The organism is Echinicola vietnamensis DSM 17526 (assembly GCF_000325705.1).
Lineage (GTDB): Bacteria > Bacteroidota > Bacteroidia > Cytophagales > Cyclobacteriaceae > Echinicola > Echinicola vietnamensis.
The window spans coordinates 5,365,980-5,389,742 of sequence record NC_019904.1 but is presented as its reverse complement, the minus strand read 5'-3'; the positions used below and the strand labels follow the sequence as shown (position 1 = coordinate 5,389,742).

The following is a 23,763-nucleotide window of genomic DNA, read 5'->3' as shown; positions in this document are numbered from 1 at the left end:
TGGGGTGGTTTTGACAATTGGACACACCTGTCCTGTAATTCTTCTTTCCGGCGGTAGTTTTTGTCAAGCAGCTTTGTTGGTGGGCGGGGATTCCTGTTGGTTTCTTCGTTTGGCAACTGCTACGGCGTTGGCTGCCATCATGCCGAACAGCACGGCCAGCTTTTCCCTTTTATCTCCCTTTACTCGTATTTTAACCAGTCCATAGTGGTTTTTATGGTTTCCGAAAGCCCCTTCCCTTGCCGTTGCCCTTTGTTTGGAGACTTCAGCACTCAGCATCTTTTCGGCTTTGCTGTGAGGTCTGGGGCCTTTTTTGGGGAAGCCGGTGAATATGTCTTTGGAGGTACAATACTTTCTGTTGGCATTGGTGGCATAAATCCGGTCGGCACCCAGCTGGGAAGTCTGTCCGAAAACCCGGGTATGTTTTACCGTGGATATTTTCAACCGGGTACATTGAAGTTGTTGAAGTCCAGTTTATCGATAAATGATAGCCCGCCTGTCTGAAGGATATGGGCTTTCATACCGAACTCCACACGTTTGTTTTCCTTTCCCCGGACGATCGGCCGGAGATAAGGTTTATGGAGGGAAACGATGCGGTCCTTAAGTTCGGAGGGAGGATTTTCCAACAAAAACTGCTGCTGGACCAAGACTTTTTTGATGGTCTTCAGGCAGGCAAAGTCATTTGGTCCAACCCCCCCCCTTGATAAAAGTCCAGGATCTCTTGTAACTGGCCAAGTGCTTTTTCCAACAGGAAGACCAGGGATTTTTTCCTTTTGAGAGTTTCCTTAAAGGGTTTGCGTCTTTTACGGAAGTAGCCAAGCTGTTTGGTCTTCTGCTCCCTGTATTTTGACCGGGGCCTTTTTATGCCCAATTGTTTACATTTTTTGAACAGTTGCTTTTCAAACACCCACTGGCAGCATTCCCAGAGTAGTTTGGGGTCGGTGGGGAAACGGACATAACTTTCATAACAGGTGGCATCCATTAATAAGACGTGGCTGTTGTCCACATCCTGTTTCCAGTGATCCATTAGTACCTCTTGGACCTGTTCCCAGTGGCAGTGTTCCTCGATGTAGGCCCTGATCCGTGTCATAATGGTAAGGTCCCGGATCTGTTGGTCTGCTGCCAATACTTTCCCGCAGAAATACTGAAGGCTCCAGTCGGTATTGAAACGCTCAATCAATTGGCGGTCTGAGGTATTCAGGTAGGCTTTCAAAAACATCAGGGCAAACATGCCCTTGGCACCGAACCACCTTGGGGCACCAGGCCCCTGCAGCTTTTCAGGAACAAGGCTCGAAAGCTTTTCCCATGGCAGGCTGTCATGGATCTGGCCAAGCAAGGAATTCTTGAAAAAGTGATACTTTGGAGAGTATCCGTCAAAGTCTTTGAAAATAGGGAGCTGTATGGTATCTTTCATAGTATTTTTGTCTGCAAACAAAAAATACGAAAAATAAAACCCCGGAAAAAGCCCTTTTGGACGATTTTCGGGGTTTTTGAGTTATTTTTCCGCATCCCTGTTTATTAAGAATCAGTGATTTAGCTAATTAACAAGATGCCCCATATACATTGCTACGCAAACAAAGTATTGTTGAATACCAATAGCTACATCCATAGCCTAAATCAAAAAAGACGTCCTTCTTGTGGAATGGCTATATTGAGAACTTTAGCAATTTTGGTCAAAAGGTCAATTAAAGTAAATTTTGTTGTCCCATGGTCACACCTACCTAGTGCGAACTGAATCATTCCATTGCCAATCATTTAATTATTTACTTGCCCTTTGCAATATTTCCAAGGCCTCACTGTCCAATTTCAATTTTGGTGCAGCGAACAAGGTTTGCAATTGACTTTCGCTTGTCGCACTTACAATCGGTGCCCCAATATGCGGTTGTGCCAAAAGCCAGGCCAGGGATACGGTTGCTTGCGTTGAATTGTGTTTTGCGGAAACCCTGTCCAAAGCCGAAAGGACGGTGAGCCCTTTTTCGTTCAAATATTTTGAAACACTGCCACCGCGAACGCTTTTCTTTAAATCAGCTTCGCTGCGGTATTTTCCGGTGAGAAAACCTGCTGCCAACGACCAATACGGAAAAACGGTCAAACCAAATTTTTCTACCAATGGAGCGTATGCGGTTTCGTATTTGGTACGTTCTAATAAATTGTAATGTGGTTGCAAAGCAACATATTTTGGGAAGTTGTTTTTCTCGGCAACTTCAAAAGATTCTATTAATCTTTCTGGCGATACGTTGGAAGCTGCAATGTAGCGTACTTTGCCTGCCTTAACGATTTCATCGTAAGCCGATAATGTTTCTTCCACCGGTGTTTTTTCATCATCAAAATGGGTGTAATACAAATCAATATAATCGGTTTGCAAACGCTGTAAACTTTCATCAACCGATTTCAAAATGTGTTTTTTGCTGATGTCAAAACCGTGTTCTTTGGTTTCCGAACCTACTTTTGTGGCAATGACCAAATCTTTGCGGTTTCCTCTCGCTTTCATCCAGTTACCGATAATGATTTCGGACTGTCCGCCTTTGCCATTTACCCACCACGAATACGTATCTGCGGTGTCAATAAAGTTGAAACCTGCACCTACAAAAGTATCTAAGATTTTAAAAGATTGTTGTTCATCCAAGGTCCAGCCGAACACGTTGCCGCCAAGGTTGATGCGGCTAACTTCCAAATCGGTTTTGCTGATTTTTATTCTGTCCATAATTTTAATTTTATAATGAATCTGTTGTTTTATATCTTCTTCCATTAAAACTGTTTACCCGTCCAAAGCCCGGTTGAGATCATCAATGATGTCTTTGGAATCTTCCAATCCCACGGAAAGGCGGAAAATCCCGTCACCCGCATAAATCTCCCATGATTCATCCTGTTTGCCCGTTGCGAATTTGAAAGAAGACTCCTTTAAATCCGCACTGTCAAGGTAAAAGATCAGGGAGCGGTGATGCCCCAACGATACCGCATAGTGGACAATCCGAAGTTTATCGGCAAAAATTCCGGAGCGTTTTTTCCCGTTTTCGACCTGGAAGGTGAGCATGCCCGAAAAATTTTTCATCTGTTTTTTGGCCAGCTCATGTTGCGGGTGTGATGGAAGTCCGGGGTAAATAACCCGCTTTACTTTTGGATGCTTTTCCAGAAAGGCCGCTACCTTGAGTGCATTCTTTTCATGTGCCCGCATCCTGATGGGGAAAGTTGCCAGCCCGCGGAGGATAAGCCAGGCATTGAACGGGCTGATGACCGCCCCCATACGTATGGCCGTTTTTTTGCGCAATGGTGCCAGGTCGGCTTTTCTCCCGAGGATGGCGCCGCCCAGTGCATCGCCATGTCCGCCCAGGTATTTGGTGAGCGAATGGACGATAAAATCTGCACCCAGTTGTAAGGGTTTGGTGGCTGCCGGTGTTGCAAAGGTTGAATCCACTGCAAGCCGGGCCCCGGCACCGCGGGCAATGCCGGCCACGGCTTCAATGTCGGTCAGCCGGAGGATGGGGTTACAGGGCGTTTCAATATAAATGAGCCTGGTATTGTTCTTTACCGCAGCCTTTACGGCCGACAGGTCCGAGGTGTCAACTTTCGTGATCTGAATGTTCAGGGATGGTACCATTTCGTTGGTCATTTCCGACAAGGCCGCATAGGCAACATCGCTCACTATGGCGTGATCACCCGCTTTTAACAGGTGGAAAAACAGTACCGTTATCGCTCCCATCCCGCTGGCAAAGGCCACGGCAGTTTCGGCCTCTTCCAACACAGCCAGTTTTTCTTCCAGTTGATGAACGGTAGGGTTTCCCCACCGTGTATAGATCCAGGGATCTTCCTCATCGTGACCCTCTACCGAAAAACCGGTTCCGGCTTCGGCAAGGTAAGTGGTGGACATTACCAGGTTGGGCGATGATGCCCCAGTCACCGGGTCGGGCAACTCTCCGGCGTGGATGGCCCTGGTCTGTTCTCCCAGGTTTTTAAAATCGGGTTTTTCCATTTTTCCAATATTTTACTGTCCTATCGCTTTTTCCATCAAGATGCGCCACACGTTCATATGCAGCCATTCATCATAGTTCATCAAATGTTCGTATTGCGGCATTTTTACGGTTGTCGGGATTTCAAAAAACGGGGTGCCGTCTTCCATAGCTTCTTCCGTTGCCGCATACAAATCCTCAAAGTATCGTATTTGCAGGTCTAAATCCTCCCGCGCACCGATCGGCCGGACGTGTGCCATCAGCAATTGGTCAAACTCCAGTTTCTGAATTTCGTACAAATCTTCGAGCCATTGTCTGGGTTTGGCATCCGGTAGATAGGCGTATAGCACACGGTCCGGCACAACCAAATCTACCGTAAAAACCGTATTGTATTCCGGAAAACGGAACACCGTCATTCCGTCCCCGTGGTTTTTTCCGTAGTAATACATTTCAATATCTTTTCCGCCCAACGTGAAAACGGTTTTATTGCCCGCCCAAACAGAATCAACAGCTACCACCATTTTGTTCGGTGCCATATGCTGCTCGGCATTTGTATGTGCAAGAAATGAAGCCCCTTGCTGCTTGTACAGTTTACCACCCATATTATGGTCCCAATGATTATGGCTGTATATCACATATTTCACGGGCAAATCGGTATGTTTTCGGATGGATTTCAGCGTTTCGTCTGCAATGCGGAAGTTTATTGGGTCGATGACCACCACACCTTCGGGCGTGATGTAGTACAAAGAATATACTCGGTCGCCCACCATATACAGGCTGTCCTGCACCTTAAATTCCTTGATTTCCGTTTGGGCAAAAACCCCTGTGGAAATGATGAGTAATGCTATGTTGAGAATATGTTTCATTTTAAGGGTTTAAAAATTCTTTCAACGGTTTTATAAATCGGTCAAAAACTTCGATATGTGGCAAATGTCCAACATTGTCCAATTCTACTAATTCAGCATTCGGGATTTTTTGTTGGGTTGCTTTTCCAAGCAATTGATATTGTCCCATCTTGGCAGCCACTTCGGGGTCTTTTACATTGTTTCTCCCGATAGCGGTTCGGTCTCTTGTGCCGATGATCAAAAGTGTTGGTGCGTTGATGTTTTGAAATTCATACACTACCGGTTGCGTAAAAATCATATCGGACGTTTGGGCGTTTATTTTTGCCACAATGGGATAATCCGGTGATTTTACCCAGCCGGTGAGCAAATACACCCATTCATCGTATTCGTGTTTCCAATGGTTGTCGTAATAAGATGCCGATTGGTATTGCCTTGCCGATTCGTAATTGGCTTTCAGTTCCTTTTGATAATTGGCATCAATGGAAACGTAAGGTGCAACGAGTTTCCAGTCTTCCAGCCCAATGGGGTTTTCCAGCACGAGTTTTTCTACAACTTCGGGGTACATCAGCGTAAATCTTGTAGCCAACATTCCGCCCATTGAATGTCCGAGCAAGTAGATTTTGTCAATTTTCAATTCATCCAAAACGGCTTTTGTATTTTGTGCCAATTGCTGAAACGTAAATTGATAACCCACCGGTTTTGATGATTTGCCAAACCCGACCTGGTCGGGAACGATTACACGATAACCTTCATCTGTTAACGCTTCTATGGTTGTTTTCCAGTACGCTCCGTTAAAGTTTTTTCCGTGTAAAAGCACTACGGTTTTTACCTGCCTGCCGGCAGGCAGGGCATTTGGCTTTTTGGGGTGAACGTCCATATATGCCATTTTCAACTCCTGATTTTGCAATTTGAAATTCAGGAAATGTACTTCATACGGATAGTTGTAGTTGGTGAGCATTATATCCAGTACAGGGCGTTCCGTTTGGGAAAAAACTACGTTGATAACGAGCAGCAACGGAATGATCAAACTGTATTTTTTCATTTTTCTGAATTTAATTTCTTTTCTTTTTCGAGCATCACGGGATAGATCGGCATAAAATCATAGGTAGGATAAAATTCTGTTCTGAATCCGCCCCACGCGCCACATTTAAATACCTGATTGACTGCTCTTGTATATTCGGGTTTGAAACGCAGCGTGATAATCTGCCCGATTCCCATCACTACATTCCACGACAAAATCCTTGCATGGCTCCGGTTGATTTTTTCGTAAAACCCTTGCTTCATAATCCGTGTCTGGATGCTGTCCACCGGATTTTCCTGCAAATGCCGCAAAACCACCGTTACCATCATACTGTCGTTTGCCTGATAGGGAATTGCCGATTGCTCCTGTGCAAAAGCAAAGATGCAGGTAAAAAAAGCAAGTACGCATATTCCGGATATGGATTTCATAGCAGTGATTTTAAGGGAGTTTGACTTTATAGATCTCATAAGGATAGTGAACGCGGTTTTCACCATTGTTCCATATCGGTTCGCGGTTGAGCTGCGCACAGGAAAGGTACAAATAGCCGTCCGTGCCAATGCCCAGTGAATCGGGCCAAATCAAACGGGAATCCTGTACAAGTGTATGCAGTTTTCCGTCCGGGCTCAGATATTTAATCGTGTGGTCCATAGATGTGGTCAGGAAAATATTGCCCTGGGCATCGGCTGCCAGACCGTGGGTAACGCCCACTTCGCCCATATCTTCCACCTTGCTTTCCAGTTCGTTTTCGGAAAGGGCAGCGTCTGCGAGATACACTGTTTTTATCCGGTATAAATGGGTTTGATTGATCGGCTTGAAATAGAAATACCCAAAATCTTTGGTCAGGGCAATTCCATTGACGTTTGATGCAAAGGGCTTCCCCGCTTCGTTGCGCATTTCTTTGCCCTCGTATTTCAAAACCACATTTGGGTCTGCCAGTGTAAATTTGGTTTTTTCCAGCAGCTTGCGGGTTTTCCCGGTTTTCAGGTCCAGCACCACAATGGCTGCCAGTCCCGGATCGGAGAGATAGGCCAGTTGCTTTTCGGTATCCACCCGGATATCGTTCAAGCCCGAATGTGCCTTATCCAGATCATCAAAGGTATAAACCTTTTCTACCCGGTTGGTTTGGGTATTGATTTTCAAAAGTTTGAACTGCCCTTTGACGGCTGTTTCGGCATTTCCGAAAATGGAGCCGCCCGGAGCGGGTTTGGAATCCAGCACCCATAAAAAATCGCTGGCATCCACAAACAGGTCCTGAACGCTTACAAAGTGCGAAGCCCCGTCACCCGGCTTGTTCCATGCTTCGTCCGGATAGGGGATGCGTTTGCCGTTGACGTTCTCTGTCAACCCGTATTGATACGCCCCGCCCCGGTTGGGGAAAGATACAAACAGCCGGTTGCCTGACGAGACGCTGACACCAATGGCCTGATATTTTCCCAAATCTGCCACCGGAATCAAATTATCGCTGTGGTATTCCTGGGCGGAAACATTGCTCGTTAAGACACTGAATGAGGTGACCGTTAATAATATTCCAAGTGTTTTCATCTGTTCAACTTTTAAATGTTTTAAACTTCCAATCCGTTTCCCAAAATATTTTTTTCAATAAAATCGTTGTATTGTTCATTGTCGTGCGTGCAGAGCACTGTTATATTTTTTTCGGTATTGATGATGTTGTTCAACCATTTATACTGTGCTAACAGTTGCTCCTGATTTTCGTGTACCCACGAAGCGTTTTTCATTTTTTCCTCAATAATATTTTCCATCGACCAACCACTGTCCACACTATGAATAAACTCTTTTCCGTTGGCTAATTTTATGTACAGCATTTTGGAATCGGTGGTGTGTCCGGGAGCTTTAAACACCACTACACCCGGGGCAATGGGATAATAATTCCCGAAATCCGTAATGAAAAAACGCTCCACTTTTTCCCTGCTGATTTTAACCGTTGTTTTGTGCGGTTTGTTGATGAGCAGTTCCGCTGTTTCCCTTGATGTCCATACTTTTGGGGCCAGTTCATCAAATCTGTCCGAACGGATAATCCCGCCAGAATGGTCTGCGTGGTAATGTGTCAGGATAATCAAATTGGCTTTGTCCAACGCTTTTTTTACCCTTTCAAAATTTTCGGGATAATACGGTTCTTCCGTTTTTCCGAAAGTTCTATGCGTTTCCAAATCCATTCCCGAATCCAATAGAATCGAGCCATTTGGGAAAACCAATTGGTACACCGTTCTTGCCAAGGTCATTTTTTTGTCGGCACTTTCACCACTGACTACCACACTTGCCGGACGGATGGTGTCGGCAACTTTGGTCACATTGATTTTATCGGGCAAATCACCGGGAATAGCGTGCGACAACTTTCTTAATTGCTCCAAATCAGCGTAAAAACCTCCTGTTTTCAATGTTTTACCGGAAGCGACAAAAGATAATGCAGGTATCGACAGGCTTATGCCCAAAAGTCCCGATAATCTTAAAATTTCCTTTCTGTTAATTCTCATTTTGTTGGATATTAATATTCTTTTACAGGATTAACGGTTACCATTTTTCCTGTCTCCATACTTTTTCTTGCCGCATCCATTACCAACATCGTTTTGTAGCCATCCCAACCCGACACCGGCGCCGGAGCTCCGTTTACGACGGATTGATATATGGCTTCAAAATAATTATAATAATTGCCATCTTCTGTAGTAATGGTTTCGACCATTTTCTTTCCATCTTGGAAATAATACAATCGGCCTTCCTCGTTTTCCGGTTCATCACACCAATGTGTTTTCATTGGTATCGTTCCTGCCAATAAACGGTCTTCCTGCATATCGGAACGACTTTTGAAAAACGAGCCGTTCAACCCGTGAAAAATATAAGCATCTTGCCGATGTACGGAAATATTGGTTTCCCTCAGTTTCACACGCTTATCGGCGTAATATAAAATCACATCCACATAATCTTCCACTTCGCCACCTTTGCGGAAAATAGCAAAATCGGCAAAAACCGCATCGGGAAACCCAAATAGCTCAACAGCCTGGTCGGTAATGTGCGACCCTCGGTTGTTGAACTCGCCACCACTTTTTGGTTTTTCGGTATGAACAGTTCCTCTTTTACGCAGTTCGGGCAAATGAATATCGTAGGAAATAATGGCTTCTTTCAACTTTCCCAATTTGCCTGATTCCAGTACCTTTTTTGATGTTAAAAAATCGCTGTCGTAACGCCTGTTTTGATAGACAAACAAATGCAAATCTTTCACGGTTGCAAGTTCGTGCAGCTCTCTGGCTTCGGCTGCCGTATTGGTAAACGTTTTTTCTACAATGGCGTGTTTGCCAGCCTCCAATACCTTTTTCGCATAGGTATAATGAGTATCTATCGGCGTGTTTACCACCACTAAATCAATGGTATCATCGGAAATAATTTCCTCCAGCGAAGCGTAACTTTTTACATAAGGATAATCGTTTTGGATTTTCTTTTTACTGCGTTCCCAAGCTCCTTTTAGTAGAAAACCTTCGTGCAGGTGCAAGAATGGGGCAAAGAAAATAGAACCCGAAAATCCGTAACCAAGTATAGCAGTATTGATTGTTTTGTTTGTCATATTTTTATTTTATTTGTTTTTGACCCTTACCACCCAACCATCTTCTTTGTTCAGTTTCAAATAACCGATTAAGGAAAGCAAACAGAATAGTGATATAATGGTGAACGACATTTGAAAATCGTTTAATTGATAATTATTTCCGTTTTGATGATAAAAAGCCGAAAAATGCAAACTCAATGCGGCAAAACTTACGCCCAACGCTACTGAAAGTTGTTGTAAGGTAATGTAGAGCGTATTGGCATTGTTCATCAAATCCGGCGGCACATCTGCATAAGCCAATGTGTTCAATCCGCTAAACTGCATAGACCTAACCATTCCGGCAAAAAACAATATACCTGCAATAATCCACATCGCCAATCCCGGATAAAAGAACACCTGAAGAAAAGTAGTCAGTGCCAACAGAAATCCGTTGAAGCAAAGTACCTGTCTGAAATTATATTTTTTCGTAATCCAAATCGTGGCGGGCTTCATCATAAGGTTGCCAATCATACTTGCCATAAACAGCAAACCCGAATGAAATGCCGACATCCCAAAAACGGTCTGAAACAGCAACGGAATGATAAACGGTGCGGTATTGATAACGATTTTACTGATGGTACCTGATGTTATAGGGATTCTGAATGTTTTGATTTTTAAAACATTGTAATCCATGATCGGATATTCCGTCCGGAAGGAATGCCACACGGAAAGCCCGATGAGTAACAGAGAGATACCGATAAGGGTAAAACTAACTGTATAATCCACATTATCTTGGCTCAATAATTCCAGTCCAATAGTTAAACACATCAAACCGATGCCGCTTAACAGAAAGCCGATCCAGTCGAGTTTTCGTTTACTTTTCGTTGTATCCTGAAGGCTGTTCGGAATAAATTTGAGTGCATAAATAATGGTAATGATTCCGATAGGCACATTGATGAAAAATATCCAGTGCCAGCTCAAATACGAAGTGAAAAATCCCCCCAGAAAAGGACCGGCAATCGGCCCTACCAATCCGGGCCAGGTGATGTAAGCGGTTGCCGCCACAAGGTCTTCTTTGGCCGTGTTGGTCAATACCGCCAACTGGCCCACCGGAACCATCATAGCACCTGCCATTCCTTGCAAAATTCTTGATACGACAAATACAGGAAGGCTGCCCGAAAAACCGCAGGCTACCGATGCCAGGATAAAACCCGTAACCGCCAAACTGAATACACTTCGTGTTCCGTATCGGTCTGCCACCCAGCCGCTAATCGGGATAAATACCGCCAGCATGATGACATAAGCCGTAATGCCCGTACTCATCGTTACCGAACTGACACTAAAATCGTTTGCCATTTTGGGAATGGCGGTTGTAATGGCCGTACTGTCCAGATTTTCCATCAAAAAGGCAATGCCGACAATCAACGATATGTACAAGGATTTTTTTTCCATTCTATTTGATTGAACTTTCGGCAATGGCATTCCACAATTGAATGCTGTATTTGTTTTGCTGAATGGATTTTTCCATTTGTTTTTCGTTCATCGGCAGTTTGTACGGACGGATTTCCGGCAATACAAACTCGAAAAACACATAACCGTCAAAACCGATTTCCTGCAATACTTTGTATTGGGCAACATAATCAATATGTCCGCTGCCGATGCCGCTACGCCCGGAATCGGAAACGTGATAGCTGTGCAGCAATTTCCCTATTTTGCGAAGTGGCGATAGCATATCGGTTTCACAAATGTTCATGTGAAAACTGTCCAACACCAACAACAATTTTTTTGCGTTGGATTCACTGTGGATACGCAACAATTCATCGGCAGTCTGCACCCACGGAATTTCGTATTGGTTGCAGGCTTCGTAGGTCAATGTTATGTTTAAATTTTGCGCAACTTTATCCAACTGCCGAACGGCTTCAATGATGAACTGTATTGCCTTTTCGTAATCGGAAATTTCTTTTGTCCAATACGAAAGTCCTTGCAGCGTAGCCATGGGCGCACCAATGGCTTTGGCGTATTCTATAACATCAGAATAGTGTTTCACGGCATCTTTTAACGTCAGCTTTTCATCGTCAAAAGGTTTAAAACTCATTGGGTCGTATGACAAAATTTCGATGTCGTATTTTTGGGCTGTTGCCACAACATCATTCGCTCTATGTACGCGGTAATTGCCGCTAAACTGCACAGCTTCAAACCCTGTTTCTTTTATTTTTGCAAACAGGGTTTCCAGATCATCAATGCCATACGTCCAGGTAATGACTGCTATTTTCGCTTTTTTCATATTCTTCTCCTTTGTTGAAACAGGCGTTGCTGCCAAAGCCGCGGAAGCCAAAACCGTTTGCGATAAAAAATTTCTGCGTGATGCCATACTTTTTCATTTTTTGAGTTTGCTGTCCAATGAAAAATCGTTGTGCTGAATAAACATTATCAACATTCCTAAATAACCTGCGTGAACGAGTTGCGAAGTAATGGGTTCCCAATTTTCAATCGTGGTATTGCCAAAAATGAACAATGCCATAAGTGTCAAGGCTACGTAAATGGTTTGCCGTGTAAACAAGCCAATCAACAGGAACAAGCCCGTAAACACTTCCACAAACGGCACTACATAGCTGAAACCGAGAATCATCGGTTTGGGCAAATAGGAATTTTGCATAAGACCAACCATCCAATTGCTAAAACCCTGCAATTTGGGCAAACGAACCAGACCGTGCCCGAGCAACGACATTGCTATGGGCAGGCGCAGGAAGAAGTAACCGTATTTGTACTTTCCGTTCATCATCAAATGCGTAATTACAATTTTAATGAACTGTAAATGTACGTTATATGGTTTTTGTCTATTAGTACATTTACGATAAATATTTGTACATTTGATACAAATACAATACGATGAGAAAAGCACAGTTTGAACCGCTTGAGATTGATGATTTTGAGACGGATGTTTATCCGTTACCCATTCATCTGCACACCTATTATGAGCTGGTTTACATCAAAAAGGGAAATGGTACGCATGAGCTAAACCATAACAGTTTTACGTACAAAACGGGCGATCTTTTTATCATCAGCCCGGAAGACCAACATTTTTTCAACATTAAAAAGCGAACCCACTTTACGTTCATCAAGTTTACGGACAGCTATTTTTCGGGGCATAAGATGCATCGCCCCGATGCCCTGCTGCTGTCATCACCGGAAGACATCATGCGCAACAAAATGCTGAAAGAAGTAAAACTGCAAATGGACGAACCCTGTGTTTCCATTTTGCGCAACACGGTGGAAAATATCGTGGCCTACAATTGCCGGAAAGATATAGCGTCATCGCCACTGGTATATTACCAACTGTTGTCTATTTTCGGGCTGATACGCGAAGCTGCACAAAAATTGAGCATCCGGATTGACAAAGGGCATCCCGGCAAAGAGGAACTCATCTCGTATATCCACAAACATATTTATGAGCCGGAACTATTGACTGCACAACATATAGCCAGGCATTTCCATATTGCCCCGGGATATTTCAGTGCTTATTTCAAACGGAATTTCGATATGAGTTACCGTGATTACATTAATGAATACCGTGCAAAACTGATCGAAAAACGCTTGTCCGTACCAACACTTACCCTGAAAGAAATTGCCAACGAATTTGGTTTTAGCGATGCCAGCCATTTGAACAAAGCGTTCAAGAAATACAAAGGAGTTAGCCCGAGTGCATATAAGAAATCTATGGGCAGGTAATTTGTTACCTGCAAGCTGAAAAAACACAACATTTAAGAAATTATGTTTGACGAACTCTTTGGACAACTTGAAGAAAAAATAGAATTGACCAATGAGGACAAACTACTTATCCCAAGTTTCTTTGAGACCAAAAAATTAGCGTATATGTATATCCGCAATTGCACCAGTAGCCAAATAAATTAATAGTGACAGTTAGTGTCAATTGCTTTAATTGAGTTATTACTCTCAATAAATTGTGTCAAGACAAACGGTTTTGACCATGAATATCATCAACTTCATCAATCGGTTTCCTGACGAATCTTCCTGTATCGAGTTTGTAAGGCAGAAAAGGAGCCAAGCAGGTATTGTCTGCAAAAGATGCAACTGTACCAGGCATTATTGGTTGGCAAACAAAAAGGCCTTTCAATGCACTTCCTGTAGCTTCAGGACAAGTATCAGAAGCGGAACGGTAATGGAAAACAGTAACCTTCCGATCCGGACCTGGTTGTTGGCCATGACCTTCATCACAGCCACCAAAAAGGGGTTCAGTGCTTCTGAACTGCAAAGACAGCTGGGCATGAAGCGGTACGAACCGGTCTTCAGGATGTACCATAAACTCCGCAAGGTAATGGGGAAACGCGATGATCTTTACAGCCTTGAGGACATGGTGGAGTATGACGAGGCCTTTGTGGGCAAAGCAACAAAAAAGCCACACAAGCTTAAAAGAGGCAGGGGCAGCCAAAAACGGTCAACCGTGGCCGTAATGGCCGAATCAACTGTTTTGGAAGACCTTGAAACCGGTAAGTCAGACAAGAGCTGCAGGTATTTTAAGATGAAGAAGATAAAGAACCTGGAGGCGAAAACAGCCCAGCGTTTGGTAAAGGAATTTATTGACCCAAACTCCGTACTTCAAACAGATATGAACACCACCTTCTCAGACCTGAGTAATTGTATAGATGTGCATGTCAAGGAGATCTCGGGGACAGAAAAGGGGCATTTCAACCTCAAAAGGGCACACATTGCTATCAGTAACTTAAAGAAACACCTGCAGACATACCATATGATAAGTGAACGGATGATGCAAAACTATCTTGACGAGTTCTGTTATAAACTCAACAGAAGATATTTCGGCCAAAATCTATTTGACAGGCTCATCATTGCAGCTATTTATCCATACTGGCATGATTGCGGATAATCATATTGATTTTTTGGTTGACAATGCAGGATATAGCATAGTAGGTGCAGCCGAAGAATTTAAGGATGAAGATATCTTACATCAAATCGACACTAATCTTATCTCTTCAATACGGACCATTAGGGCATTTCTACCTTATTTCCGCCATCAAGGAGGAGGGCGTATTGTGCAGGTTTCATCCGAAGGAGGTCAAGTGACCTATCCTGGTTTTAGTGTATATCATGCATCAAAATGGGGAATTGAGGGTTTTATTGAATCAGTTGCACAAGAAGTGGCTCCTTTTAATATTTCTTTTGCTATTGCTGAACCAGGCCCTACAAGCACACAGTTCGCTGCAAATGCCAAAACTGCTAGCTTGATGCAAGAATATGCAGAAACCCCAGCGGATGTGGTTCGGGAAAAAATAAAAAATGCTGATTTCGACGAGTTGGACACACCGGAATATGTAGCACAGCGCATCATTGAAATGGTAAACTCAGAAGATTTACCTAATAGATTTGCCATTGGAAAAGTAGCCTATCACAATCTGGAGCAAACACTGGAAAATCGTTTGAACACAGTTAAACAACTGGGTTATTAGTATGGGAAGTGGAAATTTAATTTATTGCCATGCTGATACACTGGCACCAAGTAATTGCATTCACCAGCGTGAAGGCTTTCCGTTTTTGGACAACTTATAACTGGACAGGTATAATTAGTGGATACTGTTTATATGGGTTAATTGTGGGTAACTTCAAGGAAGCTATCCACAATTAACCCATACTTCTGCGGCCAAATCCCCTTGGGGCATATCTCCCGGGCTATCATGGGGCCTGTTTCATCATATTCAGTAATCCAGGTTCCATTGGAGGCTTCCCGTTTTTAGGACATATGGGAGTGTTTTTTAATGGTAGCTTTTATTGGAATACCTCAAGCCTCGCTACTTCAACCATGTGGTTGCAGATTCTTTCTCCCTTGACATGGTCGGAATTTTAATGCTTTTGTTCCAAAAGATCAAGAAAATCAATAAAACCTATTTCGGATATTTTGATCCGAAATAAAATTGGGTTATGTTTGTGACGTTAATATTCAATTATGTTTTCCAAAGCCTGTGAATACGCAATTAGAGCAGTTTTGTTTGTCGCTGCCCAATCCCAAATGGGTAACAGAACATCCCTCAAGGAGATATCCAAGGAAATAGGCTCACCAGAGGCCTTTACCGCTAAAATATTACAGCAACTGTCCAAAAATAATATTTTGAAGGGTATCAAAGGGCCATATGGAGGCTTTGAAGTAGGGGAAAGTGAAATGAATAATATTAGATTAATTGATATTGTCCATATCATGGATGGAGATAGCTTATTTAAAGGATGTGCTTTAGGACTAGAGAATTGCAACAATGAAAAGCCATGCCCTCTCCATACTGAGTTCATGGAAATACGTAACCAAATTCACCAACTGCTGGAAAATACAACTTTAAGAAATTTATCGGACGAAATAGTCAATGGATTAACCTTTTTGAAGAGGTGAAATATAAATTTCCTAAATAAAGGATAAAAAGGTCTTAAAATCATAAATATAAATTACTAAACAAATCAGTTATGGCAAGTAAATCCACCATTGAAATTGTAAAGTCCACGGCGCCCGTATTAAAGGAGTATGGGGAACAAATAACGAAAGTGTTCTACAAAAAACTGTTTGAGACACACCCTGATTTACGAAACCTTTTCAATATGACCAATCAGGTAAAGGGCACACAGCCAAAAGTATTGGCAAATGCAATTATTCAATATGCAACTTATATTGAAACACCTGAGGTTTTGCTGCAGGCCGTTAACTCGATAGCACATAAGCACAGCTCCCTATCGATTACCCCGGAAATGTACCCAATAGTGGGAGAGACGTTGCTTTGGGCCATCAAGGAAGTCTTGGGTGATGCGGCAACTCCTGATATAATAGGAGCTTGGGCAGAAGCATATGGTGAACTGGCCGAAATATTTATTGCCAAGGAGGACTCAATATACAGGGAGCAGAAAAGCAGGATGAACGGTTATAATGGGCAAAAGGAATTTAAGGTGGTAAGAAAAATCGAAGAAAATAAACACATTACCTCATTTTACCTAAATACAACCGATGGTTCGGGACTCCCAGAGTTTACACCGGGCCAATATATATCCTTGACGCTTTCTATTCCAGGAACGGATCATCTGCATACACGTAATTATAGCCTGTCAGATTATGGGAATAAAGAAGCATTACGGATTAGCGTAAAAAGAGAGTCCGGGAAATATAAGGGACTTGTTTCAAACTATCTTCATGATCAAGTGGGTGAGGGGGATATATTATCCTTGGGTATGCCTTCTGGTGAATTTTATCTAAATAGCAATAAAGGCCCGTTGGTCTTCTTGGCAGCAGGTGTTGGGATCACACCCTTGATCAGTATGTATAAATCACTGAAGGGTTCTGAAAGAGAAATTGTCTTTGTCCAATGTGCAAAAAATTCGGAATCACATGCCTTCAGAAATGAAATAGAAAGTCAAAAAACAGACAATGTTACTTCCGTGGTTATTTATGAAGAACCCTTGTCAAACGATATATTTGACTTTAAGGGATACCTTACATCTAAAGTATTGAACGATATCCTTCCATCTTCCCCATCGGATGTTTACATGTGCGGGCCAAAATCCTTTATGGCGTATGCACTTGATTTGTTGAAAGAGCATGAAGGTAAAATATCAGATGTTCATTTTGAGTTTTTTGGGCCTAAGGAGGAGTTGGAAACCCAAATCAACAATTTGCCAGTAAATTGACAGTTTAGTGTTAAACAATTCAATCTTAACATTCCCCAGGCATTAAATAGGATGTATAAGCCAACATAGTGGTTGTACATCCTATTTATCAGCTAAGAGTGTAACTGAAGGTATACCTATATTTATGAAACCTATTTATGATTAAGGTGTTGAAATTGGGATTTGGTAAAAAGCTTTCATGGAGCTATTAAAAAGCCCGAGGAACTGGCGAAAAGGGTTGGGTTAAATAGGAAAGAGCTGTTATTGTGGAGCGGGAAATACCAGTGCCCATCGGTGTGCAGGTCATTCAACAACCGTACACAATAGTGCTGCGATAGCAAACTTCCTCCGCCTTTGCCAAAATCGGGCGTAGGGACAACGAGCGGGATCCTACCCCTTGGATCACGGCCAGTGGATAAGCAGTGATCCTTGAACGTAGATGGGATATGCCGGTTGCGGACTTAAGAAGGAGCCCTGTTTCTCAGAAATAGTTTGCCCAACGCCATTCCATGGGAGCTTTCTTTCTCATTCGGTTAATAAAAATTTCTGGTAGAATTTAAGGATACCGCCATTGCAAAAATCATTATATTGCATTTACACAACGCATCTTAGCGACAGATGAAAACAGGAATACGATGAAATGGCAATATGACGAATTCAAATAAATAGGCAGGGATTATTCCAAAAGGGAAGGGGAGTGTTATCTCAACTCTGTCCTTTCCCTTCCCGGGGGCTAGCCCCCGGGAAGGGAAAAAATTCTCACTAAATAATTAGGTTTCCGTATTGATGTCCAACCGGAGCCTCCCCTCAAATTTAATGGCCAACTGCTGGACTGTCAAGCTCCAGTTCTGTAAAGGGGTCGTCCATTTTTTCTCGATCCGCTGCGTGGCCAGATAGACCAGCTTTAGAAGTGCCATGTCACTGGTAAATGCCCCTTTGGTCTTGGTCACCTTTCTTACCTGCCGATGGAAGCCTTCCACCGCATTGGTGGTATAGATCAGCTTCCTGATGGGCGGTGTATAGGCAAAGAAGGCACTCAGCCTCTCCCAGTTGTCGTTCCAGGAACGGATCACTATGGGGTATTTCTTCCCCCACTTTTCTTCCAGTTCCAACAATGCCGATTCGGCCAGGTCCTTTGTCTCGGCCTTATAGATCTTCTTCAGGTCACCGGCAAACTCCTTTTGGTTTTTGCTGGCCACGTACTTCAGGCTGTTCCGGATCTGGTGGACCACGCAGAGCTGGATCTCTGTTTTCGGGAAAATCGACCCGATCGCCTCGGGAAAGCCCTTAAGGTTATCGGTACAGGCGATCAGGATATCCTGTACTCCACGGTGCTGTAGATCGCTGAGTACCTGTAGCCAGAAGTTCGCCCCCTCGCTTTCGGAAAGGTACATGCCCAGTACCTCCTTCTTCCCCTCACGGTTGATCCCTAATACATTGTATAGGGCCTTATGGCGTACCTTCCCTTCCTCACGTACCTTGAAGTGCATGGCATCAAGCCATACAATGCAATAGACCTCTTCCAACGGCCTGTTCTGCCACTCCTTGACTTTCGGGACGACACGGTCGGTAATATCGCTTATCACCTGCGTGGAGACCTCCGTATCGTACATTTCTTGCCGAACAGGGACTCTCCTGATAAAAACTGGTCAAGTACTTTCTTCTTAAATGCTGATTCTTGTTCTTCGCTCATAACACTCTATCTTATAAACTTTAATTGATTTTCAAAGTCTCAGACAGAGTTTAGATTACAGTCTCAAGGGAAGAGGTTGAAATTTATGAACAGACCCATCTTACCAGTTTCGTCATTCATGTTTGAAGATTTGTGATGGTTTTACTGGCATGAAAGATTGATAAAGGAGGTTTAAGCTCTCCTTTTTATGTAAATGTGAATGGATATGCAACAAATAATTAAGGACTATCTTTGCTTCCATTGTTTTTGCCACTCCAAAAAGGCTTGCGGCCTGATCCGGTATCTGGCAAAGTTCCCTTCATGAAGTCCCAGAAGTTCAGCTTCTACTGTATCAATGAAATTGTTTTGGTCCATTTCCGGAAGTTCTTTAGCTTTTTGCCTGATGAATTCATTGGCTTTGTCACGATCCATACTTTTATCGATGATTTCGGATATGACCTTAAGTAACGGTTCTCTGTATTTTAATCTAAATGAGTCGGGTTCTCCCAGTGACTGGCGGATGGCGGAGTACCTAAGGGAAGATCTTTCATAAGCCCATATGAACACTTCTTTGAGTAGCTCAACCCTGTTGAGTTCATATACTCCCAACATGCCGCTGATATATAAATCTTCGGGTACATCAATGAATGATATAGGCGCCAAGTTGTGTTCGTTTAATGGGATATTGGCAGAAAGCCGTGAAACGCATTTGTTGACATCGTCAAATGCCTGAAGATAGGGGAAGTGGACCAAGGCAAAAAAGGCCTGTTCAAATGGGTCTTCAATTTGGCTCGCTTTGCTCAAAATCATATCAAACATTTCATCAATGAGTTGTGGTACAGCCAAGGGAGTAAATACAGACCTCCCTATACCTACTCCAAATTTCCTTAGCCTGCCTGAGGCAGCAGGATCAGGAAGGAGGTTGTTGGACAGCAAGGCATGAAGGTTCAAAATCGTGTACCGGTTGAAACCGATATATCCATCTGAATGGACAATGAATTCTATTGCATCTTTATGGTTGAGGATCATTTGGGTCTCCATCGCTGATTTGTTTTCTGGGGCTTTGCCCTCATGAATCAATCTCTCTGTATCCAATAGGGAATAGGTATTTCCCTCCAATCTACTGGAGTTCCATGATAAGTCGATGAGGAGCCGGTTTAGTATTTCCCTTGCATAGGTTCCTGCAGGATAGTTGTCTTTTCCTGTTTTTCCGATGCTATGCAATTTTTCTTTTTCTTCGGTGCTCAAGTAGCTATCCTTATTTGGTCGATAAGTTTCCAAAAATCTTCGGTTATACCCTACTGGGGTTCTTTTGTTTTCAGGCAAAGAAACAATGGAAAGAATTTCCTTGGAGTCAGTTGAAAATTGGATTAATTCAGTTGAAGTGGTGAGTGTACCCCCCTTTTTGTTTTCAGTTGCCAAGGGTGTTGGGGTAAGGTGATATCGGGTAGCTCTCGATTCCCCCGAAGTAATGATCATGCCGAGTTCTTTCATTTTGGACAACCTTCTCTGTAGGGTTCTTATCGCCAGATCGAACTCCAGCTCTTTTTTGATTTCATCAATTGAAGCACCCTCCTTATGCCTGTTTAGGATGGAAGAAATGGCATGATATTGTTTTTCGGTTTTCACGACAGTAATGGGTTTTCACGACAGTTAAACGACAAAAATATATTTTTTTGTCGCAAAATCTATTTTCGCGACAAATTTTTGTCGTTTAAAAACAATGGAGAGCGCGTTCCGCGACAAAATAGTTATGGTTTCTTGAAAGTGTGGGCGAGTGGAGCCTCTTGTGGCATTATCAACTATAGGGATTGATGATTGCGGATTGGCCCCCTAAGCCATTGTCCGGAATACAGTGGGTTATTTGTCCAATATAAGGCCTAAATTCAGAAAAGGGATAAGCTGAATATAGCGGTCAAAGCCAATGTTGATGCCGAGACTGTGTCTTTTTGTAGCATTTAAGTTGGGTTCTTTTTAATCCAAAATTTTGTTCAACCAAGTCAATGGCATATTTAGGAAGATAATTGATCTCGTTCTTTAAAGTTGACTTAATTAAGTTTTTACCATAATACCTGGTCATTTCAGTCCATTCAGTTTTAGTACCCCGCTCAATTACCCTTTCAATGACTGTCCTATAGCTTTTGTCCCAATCCAGTTTATCGAAATCGAAATCCCAGAATAACCTTTGTGGTAGGTTTGGATATGTTGTATTTGATTTTATGGGTTTCATTTGAAGTATGTATTAATGCACTTAATGTAAGTAACTAAAATTATTCTGGAAAGAATTGATTCATTGATAAGTTACACTATCTAATTTGAAAAAAGTTAGGTGTTTTAATCTTTGGCAGCAATTAAAAGAAAAAAATTGAGATAAAAGAAAGGGGCATTGAAACAATTTGGATAGATGGTATTTAAAGCAAACGGAATCATGGTTTGTTTTAAAACGCAAAAAACCGCATTGTGAAATGCGGTTTTTATTTGTGTTGACCCCTCAGTACTTATTTCGAACCGTTTTGTGGAGGATTTGGGAATAATTTTGAAACTTTCTGATGAAATTAATACCAAGAATAATTGTTTGTGATCCCGTCAGCTGGAGCTGGCGGTACGTGGGTCGAACTCTTTTTTGGAAGAAATGGAAATGATAGAGAAGCTTATGGCATTGGGGAGTAACCGCCCTATTAAACCCGTGTTGTGAAGTTGAAGTTTTGCGGGTATAGATCCCTGATGTTTTTATGGTTGATGGTCATGATATTTCTCAGTGCATGTTCGAGGCACTGCTGGGGATTCACGTCATGTAGCTTGCATATCCCAAAGAAGGAATAGATCATGGCCGTCCTTTGGGCCGCTTTATGGGAACCGGCAAACAGGTAGTTCTTCCGGCCGACCACCATGGACCTGATTTCCCGTTCCACCAGGTTGTTGTCGATTTCCAGTTCCCCGTCATACAGGTAATTGGACAGTTCGGCCCATCTATTGGCCGAGTAGAACAGGGCTTTTCTCAGCCCACTTTTGGGCAGGGCCTTGGGCAGCTGCTTCTTGATCCACTCGGACATTTTGTTGATCACCGGCAAGGCCTCGTCCAAACGGAGCTTTTTACGGTCTTCGGCAGAGAGGTTCAGTTTCTTGGCCTTTTTTTCCACATCGTAGAGCTTGCCGATAAAGCCCAGGGCTTCGGAAGCCAGCTTCTTGTTCTCCACCAGGGTTTCAAAGTATTTTCTTCGCGCATGCGCCCAGCAGGCCAGGTGGGTGATCTCCTTATTGGCCGCATAGTGTTCGTACACCGCATAGCCATCACTCTGCAGGTAGCCCTGAAAGTTTTCCAGTATGGCACTGGGGCCTCCCTTGCTCCGGGTAGGCTGGTAATCAAAGAGTACGGTGTTTTCCAATGGGTTATGGTATACCCAATAGTAGCCCGTGTGGCAGGCGCCCTTCTTGTCGCTGTCCAATACCCGGATGGTACTTTCGTCCACCATAAGATAGCCCATGGCCTTGGTGTCGGCCACCAGGCTGTCGTACAGGGGCTCTAGTTTTTCCAGGCCCTGTTTCACCCATCCCTCAAGTGTGGTGGGCGCTATGGGGATCTTTTCCCGTTTGAACCGCTGTGCCTGCCGGTACAGCGGCATATGTTCCAGGTATTTCCTTGTAAGGATGTCGGTGAGCAGCCCATAACCCGGGATGCCCTTTGGGATGGCCCTTTCCGGCAACAGGCCGATCTTTACCCCGGCACTGCTGTACCTGTCCTTTGGTGCATACTTGTAACGGATGTACCTTCTGCGGATATATTGGGCAGGGATATAGTCGAGTTCTTCGGTCACTTCCTTGCCGATGCACTCCATTCCGGAAAGGTCCCCTTCCGGATGGATCTCGATCTCTTCTACGGGAAGGTGGTCGGGCAAGGGCTGTCTGCCCGTATGGGCGGGGCGTTTCTTACGGATGTATTCTACTTTGCGGGAAAACCCTTCCTGTTGTTGCTGTTCTTGTTCTTGGGTAGGTTCAAAGAGCAGGTCCAGCTGGTCCTTGTTCCCCTCGAAGCGTTCCCGCTTCTGGGCAAAGGCCATGCGCTTGAACTTCTCGATCAGGGCCAACAACTGCTTCTCATAAGCTTCTTTCTCGGCCAGGATACGTTCCTTCTCGGCTATCACCCGCTCACGGTCGGCCACCTGTTGCTCTGACTTTTGCAGCAGGGCAAGCAGTTCGGCTTTGGTCAACTGGTCGAGTGGCTTTGACATGCCCGAAAATAAAACCTCCTGCTTATAAAACCATGGACTTTTTTTCCACAGCCCCTGTGGAAAAAACCCTCAGGAGATGATTTCGGCCATTCTGGCTTCAAAAAGCTGCCCGTAGGACTAACAGAAGGGCATACAGCCCCGAAAAGCTGAACACGGGTCAGTAAAAAAATCAACCGGGGATATACCGGGGACGCTGCCGGTAGCCGTCCACCTGGATGCCCTCGACCATCAGCACCAGTTCGGGCCATTCCAGCACGCCGTCACCTCTGTCCTCCGGGAGCAGGAAGGTGCCTTTTTCCAATCGTTTGTAATAGACCACGAAACCGCCCTTCTCCCAGTGCAGGAGTTTGATCAGGTTGCGGTGGCGGTTGACAAAGACGAACACTTCCCCGGAAACAGGGTCCCGGTCCAGTTCATTGATGACCATCCCGTAAAGCCCGTTGAACCCTTTGCGCATGTCAACCGGGGAACGGTACAGGAAATATTGGTGCTGGGAGCCCAGAGAAAACATCAGTACAGTCTGATCAGGCCCGACAACAGCGATAGGTCCCTGGCCGGCACACGCAGCTTTACCCCGTTCGGGTAGACCACTTCCATCGCCTCTGCAGGAACACTGCTGCCCTGTGTACGGACCGGTAGAAAGCCGGTGGTTCCCGCTGGCTGTTCATCCCTCAGTTTTCGGTACCAATAATTGAATTTATGGAAGCCGATCCCTTTTTGCTCACTGAAGGATTTTTGCGTTAAATCGGTGGTTTTAAACTCTTCGACCAGGGTGGCCATTTCTGCTTGTAGATTCATAACTTCTAGTTTTTCCAGAAAGCTAGGTGGTCAAAACACGCTATGAAACTT

At 43.8% G+C, this 23,763-nt stretch carries 24 protein-coding genes and 1 pseudogene; 5 read left to right on the top strand and 20 right to left on the bottom strand.

Annotation, left to right across the window (positions count from 1 at the left end; genetic code table 11):
- Positions 1 to 63: 63 nt before the first annotated feature.
- The 14 genes from ECHVI_RS24200 to ECHVI_RS21915 all read right to left on the bottom strand — a co-directional run bounded on the left by ECHVI_RS24200 (position 64) and on the right by ECHVI_RS21915 (position 12,124).
- Positions 64 to 441 (bottom strand): hypothetical protein, encoded by a 378-nt coding sequence (locus tag ECHVI_RS24200; protein ID WP_245553398.1) that lies wholly within the window; start codon positions 439 to 441, stop codon positions 64 to 66.
- On the bottom strand, positions 438 to 644 hold the full coding sequence (locus ECHVI_RS24195; protein WP_245553396.1) for a hypothetical protein: 207 nt from the start codon (positions 642 to 644) through the stop codon (positions 438 to 440). The genes ECHVI_RS24200 and ECHVI_RS24195 overlap by 4 nt, the downstream gene beginning before the upstream one ends.
- 17 nt (positions 645 to 661) lie before the next feature.
- Positions 662 to 1,411 (bottom strand): transposase, encoded by a 750-nt coding sequence (locus ECHVI_RS24190; protein WP_041739141.1) that lies wholly within the window; start codon positions 1,409 to 1,411, stop codon positions 662 to 664.
- Between the two features lie 345 nt (positions 1,412 to 1,756).
- Positions 1,757 to 2,746, bottom strand: a complete 990-nt coding sequence (locus ECHVI_RS21965) for an aldo/keto reductase (protein WP_015268207.1) — start codon at positions 2,744 to 2,746, stop codon at positions 1,757 to 1,759.
- 9 nt (positions 2,747 to 2,755) lie between these two features.
- Entirely contained in the window at positions 2,756 to 3,967 is a 1,212-nt protein-coding gene (locus tag ECHVI_RS21960) for a trans-sulfuration enzyme family protein (protein WP_015268206.1), read from the bottom strand.
- 12 nt (positions 3,968 to 3,979) lie between these two features.
- Positions 3,980 to 4,810 (bottom strand): MBL fold metallo-hydrolase, encoded by an 831-nt coding sequence (locus ECHVI_RS21955; protein ID WP_015268205.1) that lies wholly within the window; start codon positions 4,808 to 4,810, stop codon positions 3,980 to 3,982.
- Position 4,811: 1 nt separating this feature from the next.
- Positions 4,812 to 5,831 carry an alpha/beta fold hydrolase gene (locus ECHVI_RS21950; RefSeq protein ID WP_015268204.1) on the bottom strand — a complete coding sequence of 340 codons (1,020 nt, stop codon included), beginning with the start codon at positions 5,829 to 5,831 and terminating at the stop codon, positions 4,812 to 4,814.
- Positions 5,828 to 6,238: a hypothetical protein gene (locus tag ECHVI_RS21945; RefSeq protein WP_015268203.1), complete on the bottom strand. Its 411-nt coding sequence runs from the start codon at positions 6,236 to 6,238 to the stop codon at positions 5,828 to 5,830. The genes ECHVI_RS21950 and ECHVI_RS21945 overlap by 4 nt, the downstream gene beginning before the upstream one ends.
- 10 nt (positions 6,239 to 6,248) lie before the next feature.
- On the bottom strand, positions 6,249 to 7,352 hold the full coding sequence (locus ECHVI_RS21940; RefSeq protein ID WP_015268202.1) for an L-dopachrome tautomerase-related protein: 1,104 nt from the start codon (positions 7,350 to 7,352) through the stop codon (positions 6,249 to 6,251).
- A 20-nt stretch (positions 7,353 to 7,372) separates the two neighbouring features.
- A complete protein-coding gene (locus tag ECHVI_RS21935) occupies positions 7,373 to 8,302 on the bottom strand; it encodes an MBL fold metallo-hydrolase (RefSeq protein WP_015268201.1) in 930 nt (309 codons plus the stop codon).
- A gap of 11 nt (positions 8,303 to 8,313) precedes the next feature.
- A complete protein-coding gene (locus ECHVI_RS21930) occupies positions 8,314 to 9,384 on the bottom strand; it encodes a Gfo/Idh/MocA family oxidoreductase (protein WP_015268200.1) in 1,071 nt (356 codons plus the stop codon).
- A 9-nt stretch (positions 9,385 to 9,393) separates the two neighbouring features.
- A complete protein-coding gene (locus ECHVI_RS21925; protein ID WP_015268199.1) occupies positions 9,394 to 10,794 on the bottom strand; it encodes a DHA2 family efflux MFS transporter permease subunit in 1,401 nt (466 codons plus the stop codon).
- 1 nt (position 10,795) lies between these two features.
- Positions 10,796 to 11,662 carry a sugar phosphate isomerase/epimerase family protein gene (locus tag ECHVI_RS21920; RefSeq protein ID WP_157501570.1) on the bottom strand — a complete coding sequence of 289 codons (867 nt, stop codon included), beginning with the start codon at positions 11,660 to 11,662 and terminating at the stop codon, positions 10,796 to 10,798.
- 57 nt (positions 11,663 to 11,719) lie between these two features.
- Entirely contained in the window at positions 11,720 to 12,124 is a 405-nt protein-coding gene (locus ECHVI_RS21915) for a DoxX family protein (RefSeq protein WP_015268196.1), read from the bottom strand.
- 107 nt (positions 12,125 to 12,231) lie between these two features.
- On the opposite strand from ECHVI_RS21915, the gene ECHVI_RS21910 reads away from it, so the two are divergent.
- From ECHVI_RS21910 to hmpA, 5 genes are all read left to right on the top strand, one after another.
- Complete coding sequence (locus ECHVI_RS21910) at positions 12,232 to 13,071, top strand: helix-turn-helix domain-containing protein (protein WP_015268195.1); 840 nt, start codon at positions 12,232 to 12,234, stop codon at positions 13,069 to 13,071.
- A 259-nt stretch (positions 13,072 to 13,330) separates the two neighbouring features.
- Positions 13,331 to 14,245 (top strand): IS1595 family transposase, encoded by a 915-nt coding sequence (locus ECHVI_RS21905; protein WP_041739136.1) that lies wholly within the window; start codon positions 13,331 to 13,333, stop codon positions 14,243 to 14,245.
- Positions 14,232 to 14,825, top strand: coding sequence for an SDR family NAD(P)-dependent oxidoreductase (locus ECHVI_RS21900; protein ID WP_052331483.1), 594 nt, complete (start codon positions 14,232 to 14,234; stop codon positions 14,823 to 14,825). The genes ECHVI_RS21905 and ECHVI_RS21900 overlap by 14 nt, the downstream gene beginning before the upstream one ends.
- Before the next feature lie 494 nt (positions 14,826 to 15,319).
- A complete protein-coding gene (locus ECHVI_RS21895) occupies positions 15,320 to 15,754 on the top strand; it encodes an RrF2 family transcriptional regulator (RefSeq protein WP_015268192.1) in 435 nt (144 codons plus the stop codon).
- A gap of 71 nt (positions 15,755 to 15,825) precedes the next feature.
- Positions 15,826 to 17,034 (top strand): NO-inducible flavohemoprotein, encoded by a 1,209-nt coding sequence (gene hmpA / locus ECHVI_RS21890; protein ID WP_015268191.1) that lies wholly within the window; start codon positions 15,826 to 15,828, stop codon positions 17,032 to 17,034.
- Between the two features lie 749 nt (positions 17,035 to 17,783).
- Here the strand turns inward: hmpA and ECHVI_RS21885 are convergent.
- The 6 genes and pseudogenes from ECHVI_RS21885 to tnpA all read right to left on the bottom strand — a co-directional run.
- Positions 17,784 to 18,632 (bottom strand): annotated as a pseudogene (locus ECHVI_RS21885) (IS256 family transposase); the annotation flags it as partial.
- Positions 18,633 to 18,931: 299 nt separating this feature from the next.
- Positions 18,932 to 20,314, bottom strand: coding sequence for a Fic family protein (locus tag ECHVI_RS21880; RefSeq protein ID WP_015268190.1), 1,383 nt, complete (start codon positions 20,312 to 20,314; stop codon positions 18,932 to 18,934).
- A 286-nt stretch (positions 20,315 to 20,600) separates the two neighbouring features.
- Positions 20,601 to 20,915 (bottom strand): DUF6922 domain-containing protein, encoded by a 315-nt coding sequence (locus ECHVI_RS24370; protein WP_015268189.1) that lies wholly within the window; start codon positions 20,913 to 20,915, stop codon positions 20,601 to 20,603.
- A 448-nt stretch (positions 20,916 to 21,363) separates the two neighbouring features.
- A complete protein-coding gene (gene tnpC / locus ECHVI_RS21870) occupies positions 21,364 to 22,914 on the bottom strand; it encodes an IS66 family transposase (protein WP_015268188.1) in 1,551 nt (516 codons plus the stop codon).
- A 169-nt stretch (positions 22,915 to 23,083) separates the two neighbouring features.
- The gene (gene tnpB, locus ECHVI_RS21865; protein ID WP_015268187.1) at positions 23,084 to 23,425 is read right to left on the bottom strand and encodes an IS66 family insertion sequence element accessory protein TnpB; all 342 of its coding nucleotides are present in this window, start codon (positions 23,423 to 23,425) and stop codon (positions 23,084 to 23,086) included.
- Positions 23,425 to 23,712 (bottom strand): IS66 family insertion sequence element accessory protein TnpA, encoded by a 288-nt coding sequence (gene tnpA / locus ECHVI_RS21860; RefSeq protein ID WP_015268186.1) that lies wholly within the window; start codon positions 23,710 to 23,712, stop codon positions 23,425 to 23,427. Before tnpA ends, tnpB begins: the two co-directional genes overlap by 1 nt.
- Between the last annotated feature and the right edge of the window lie 51 nt (positions 23,713 to 23,763).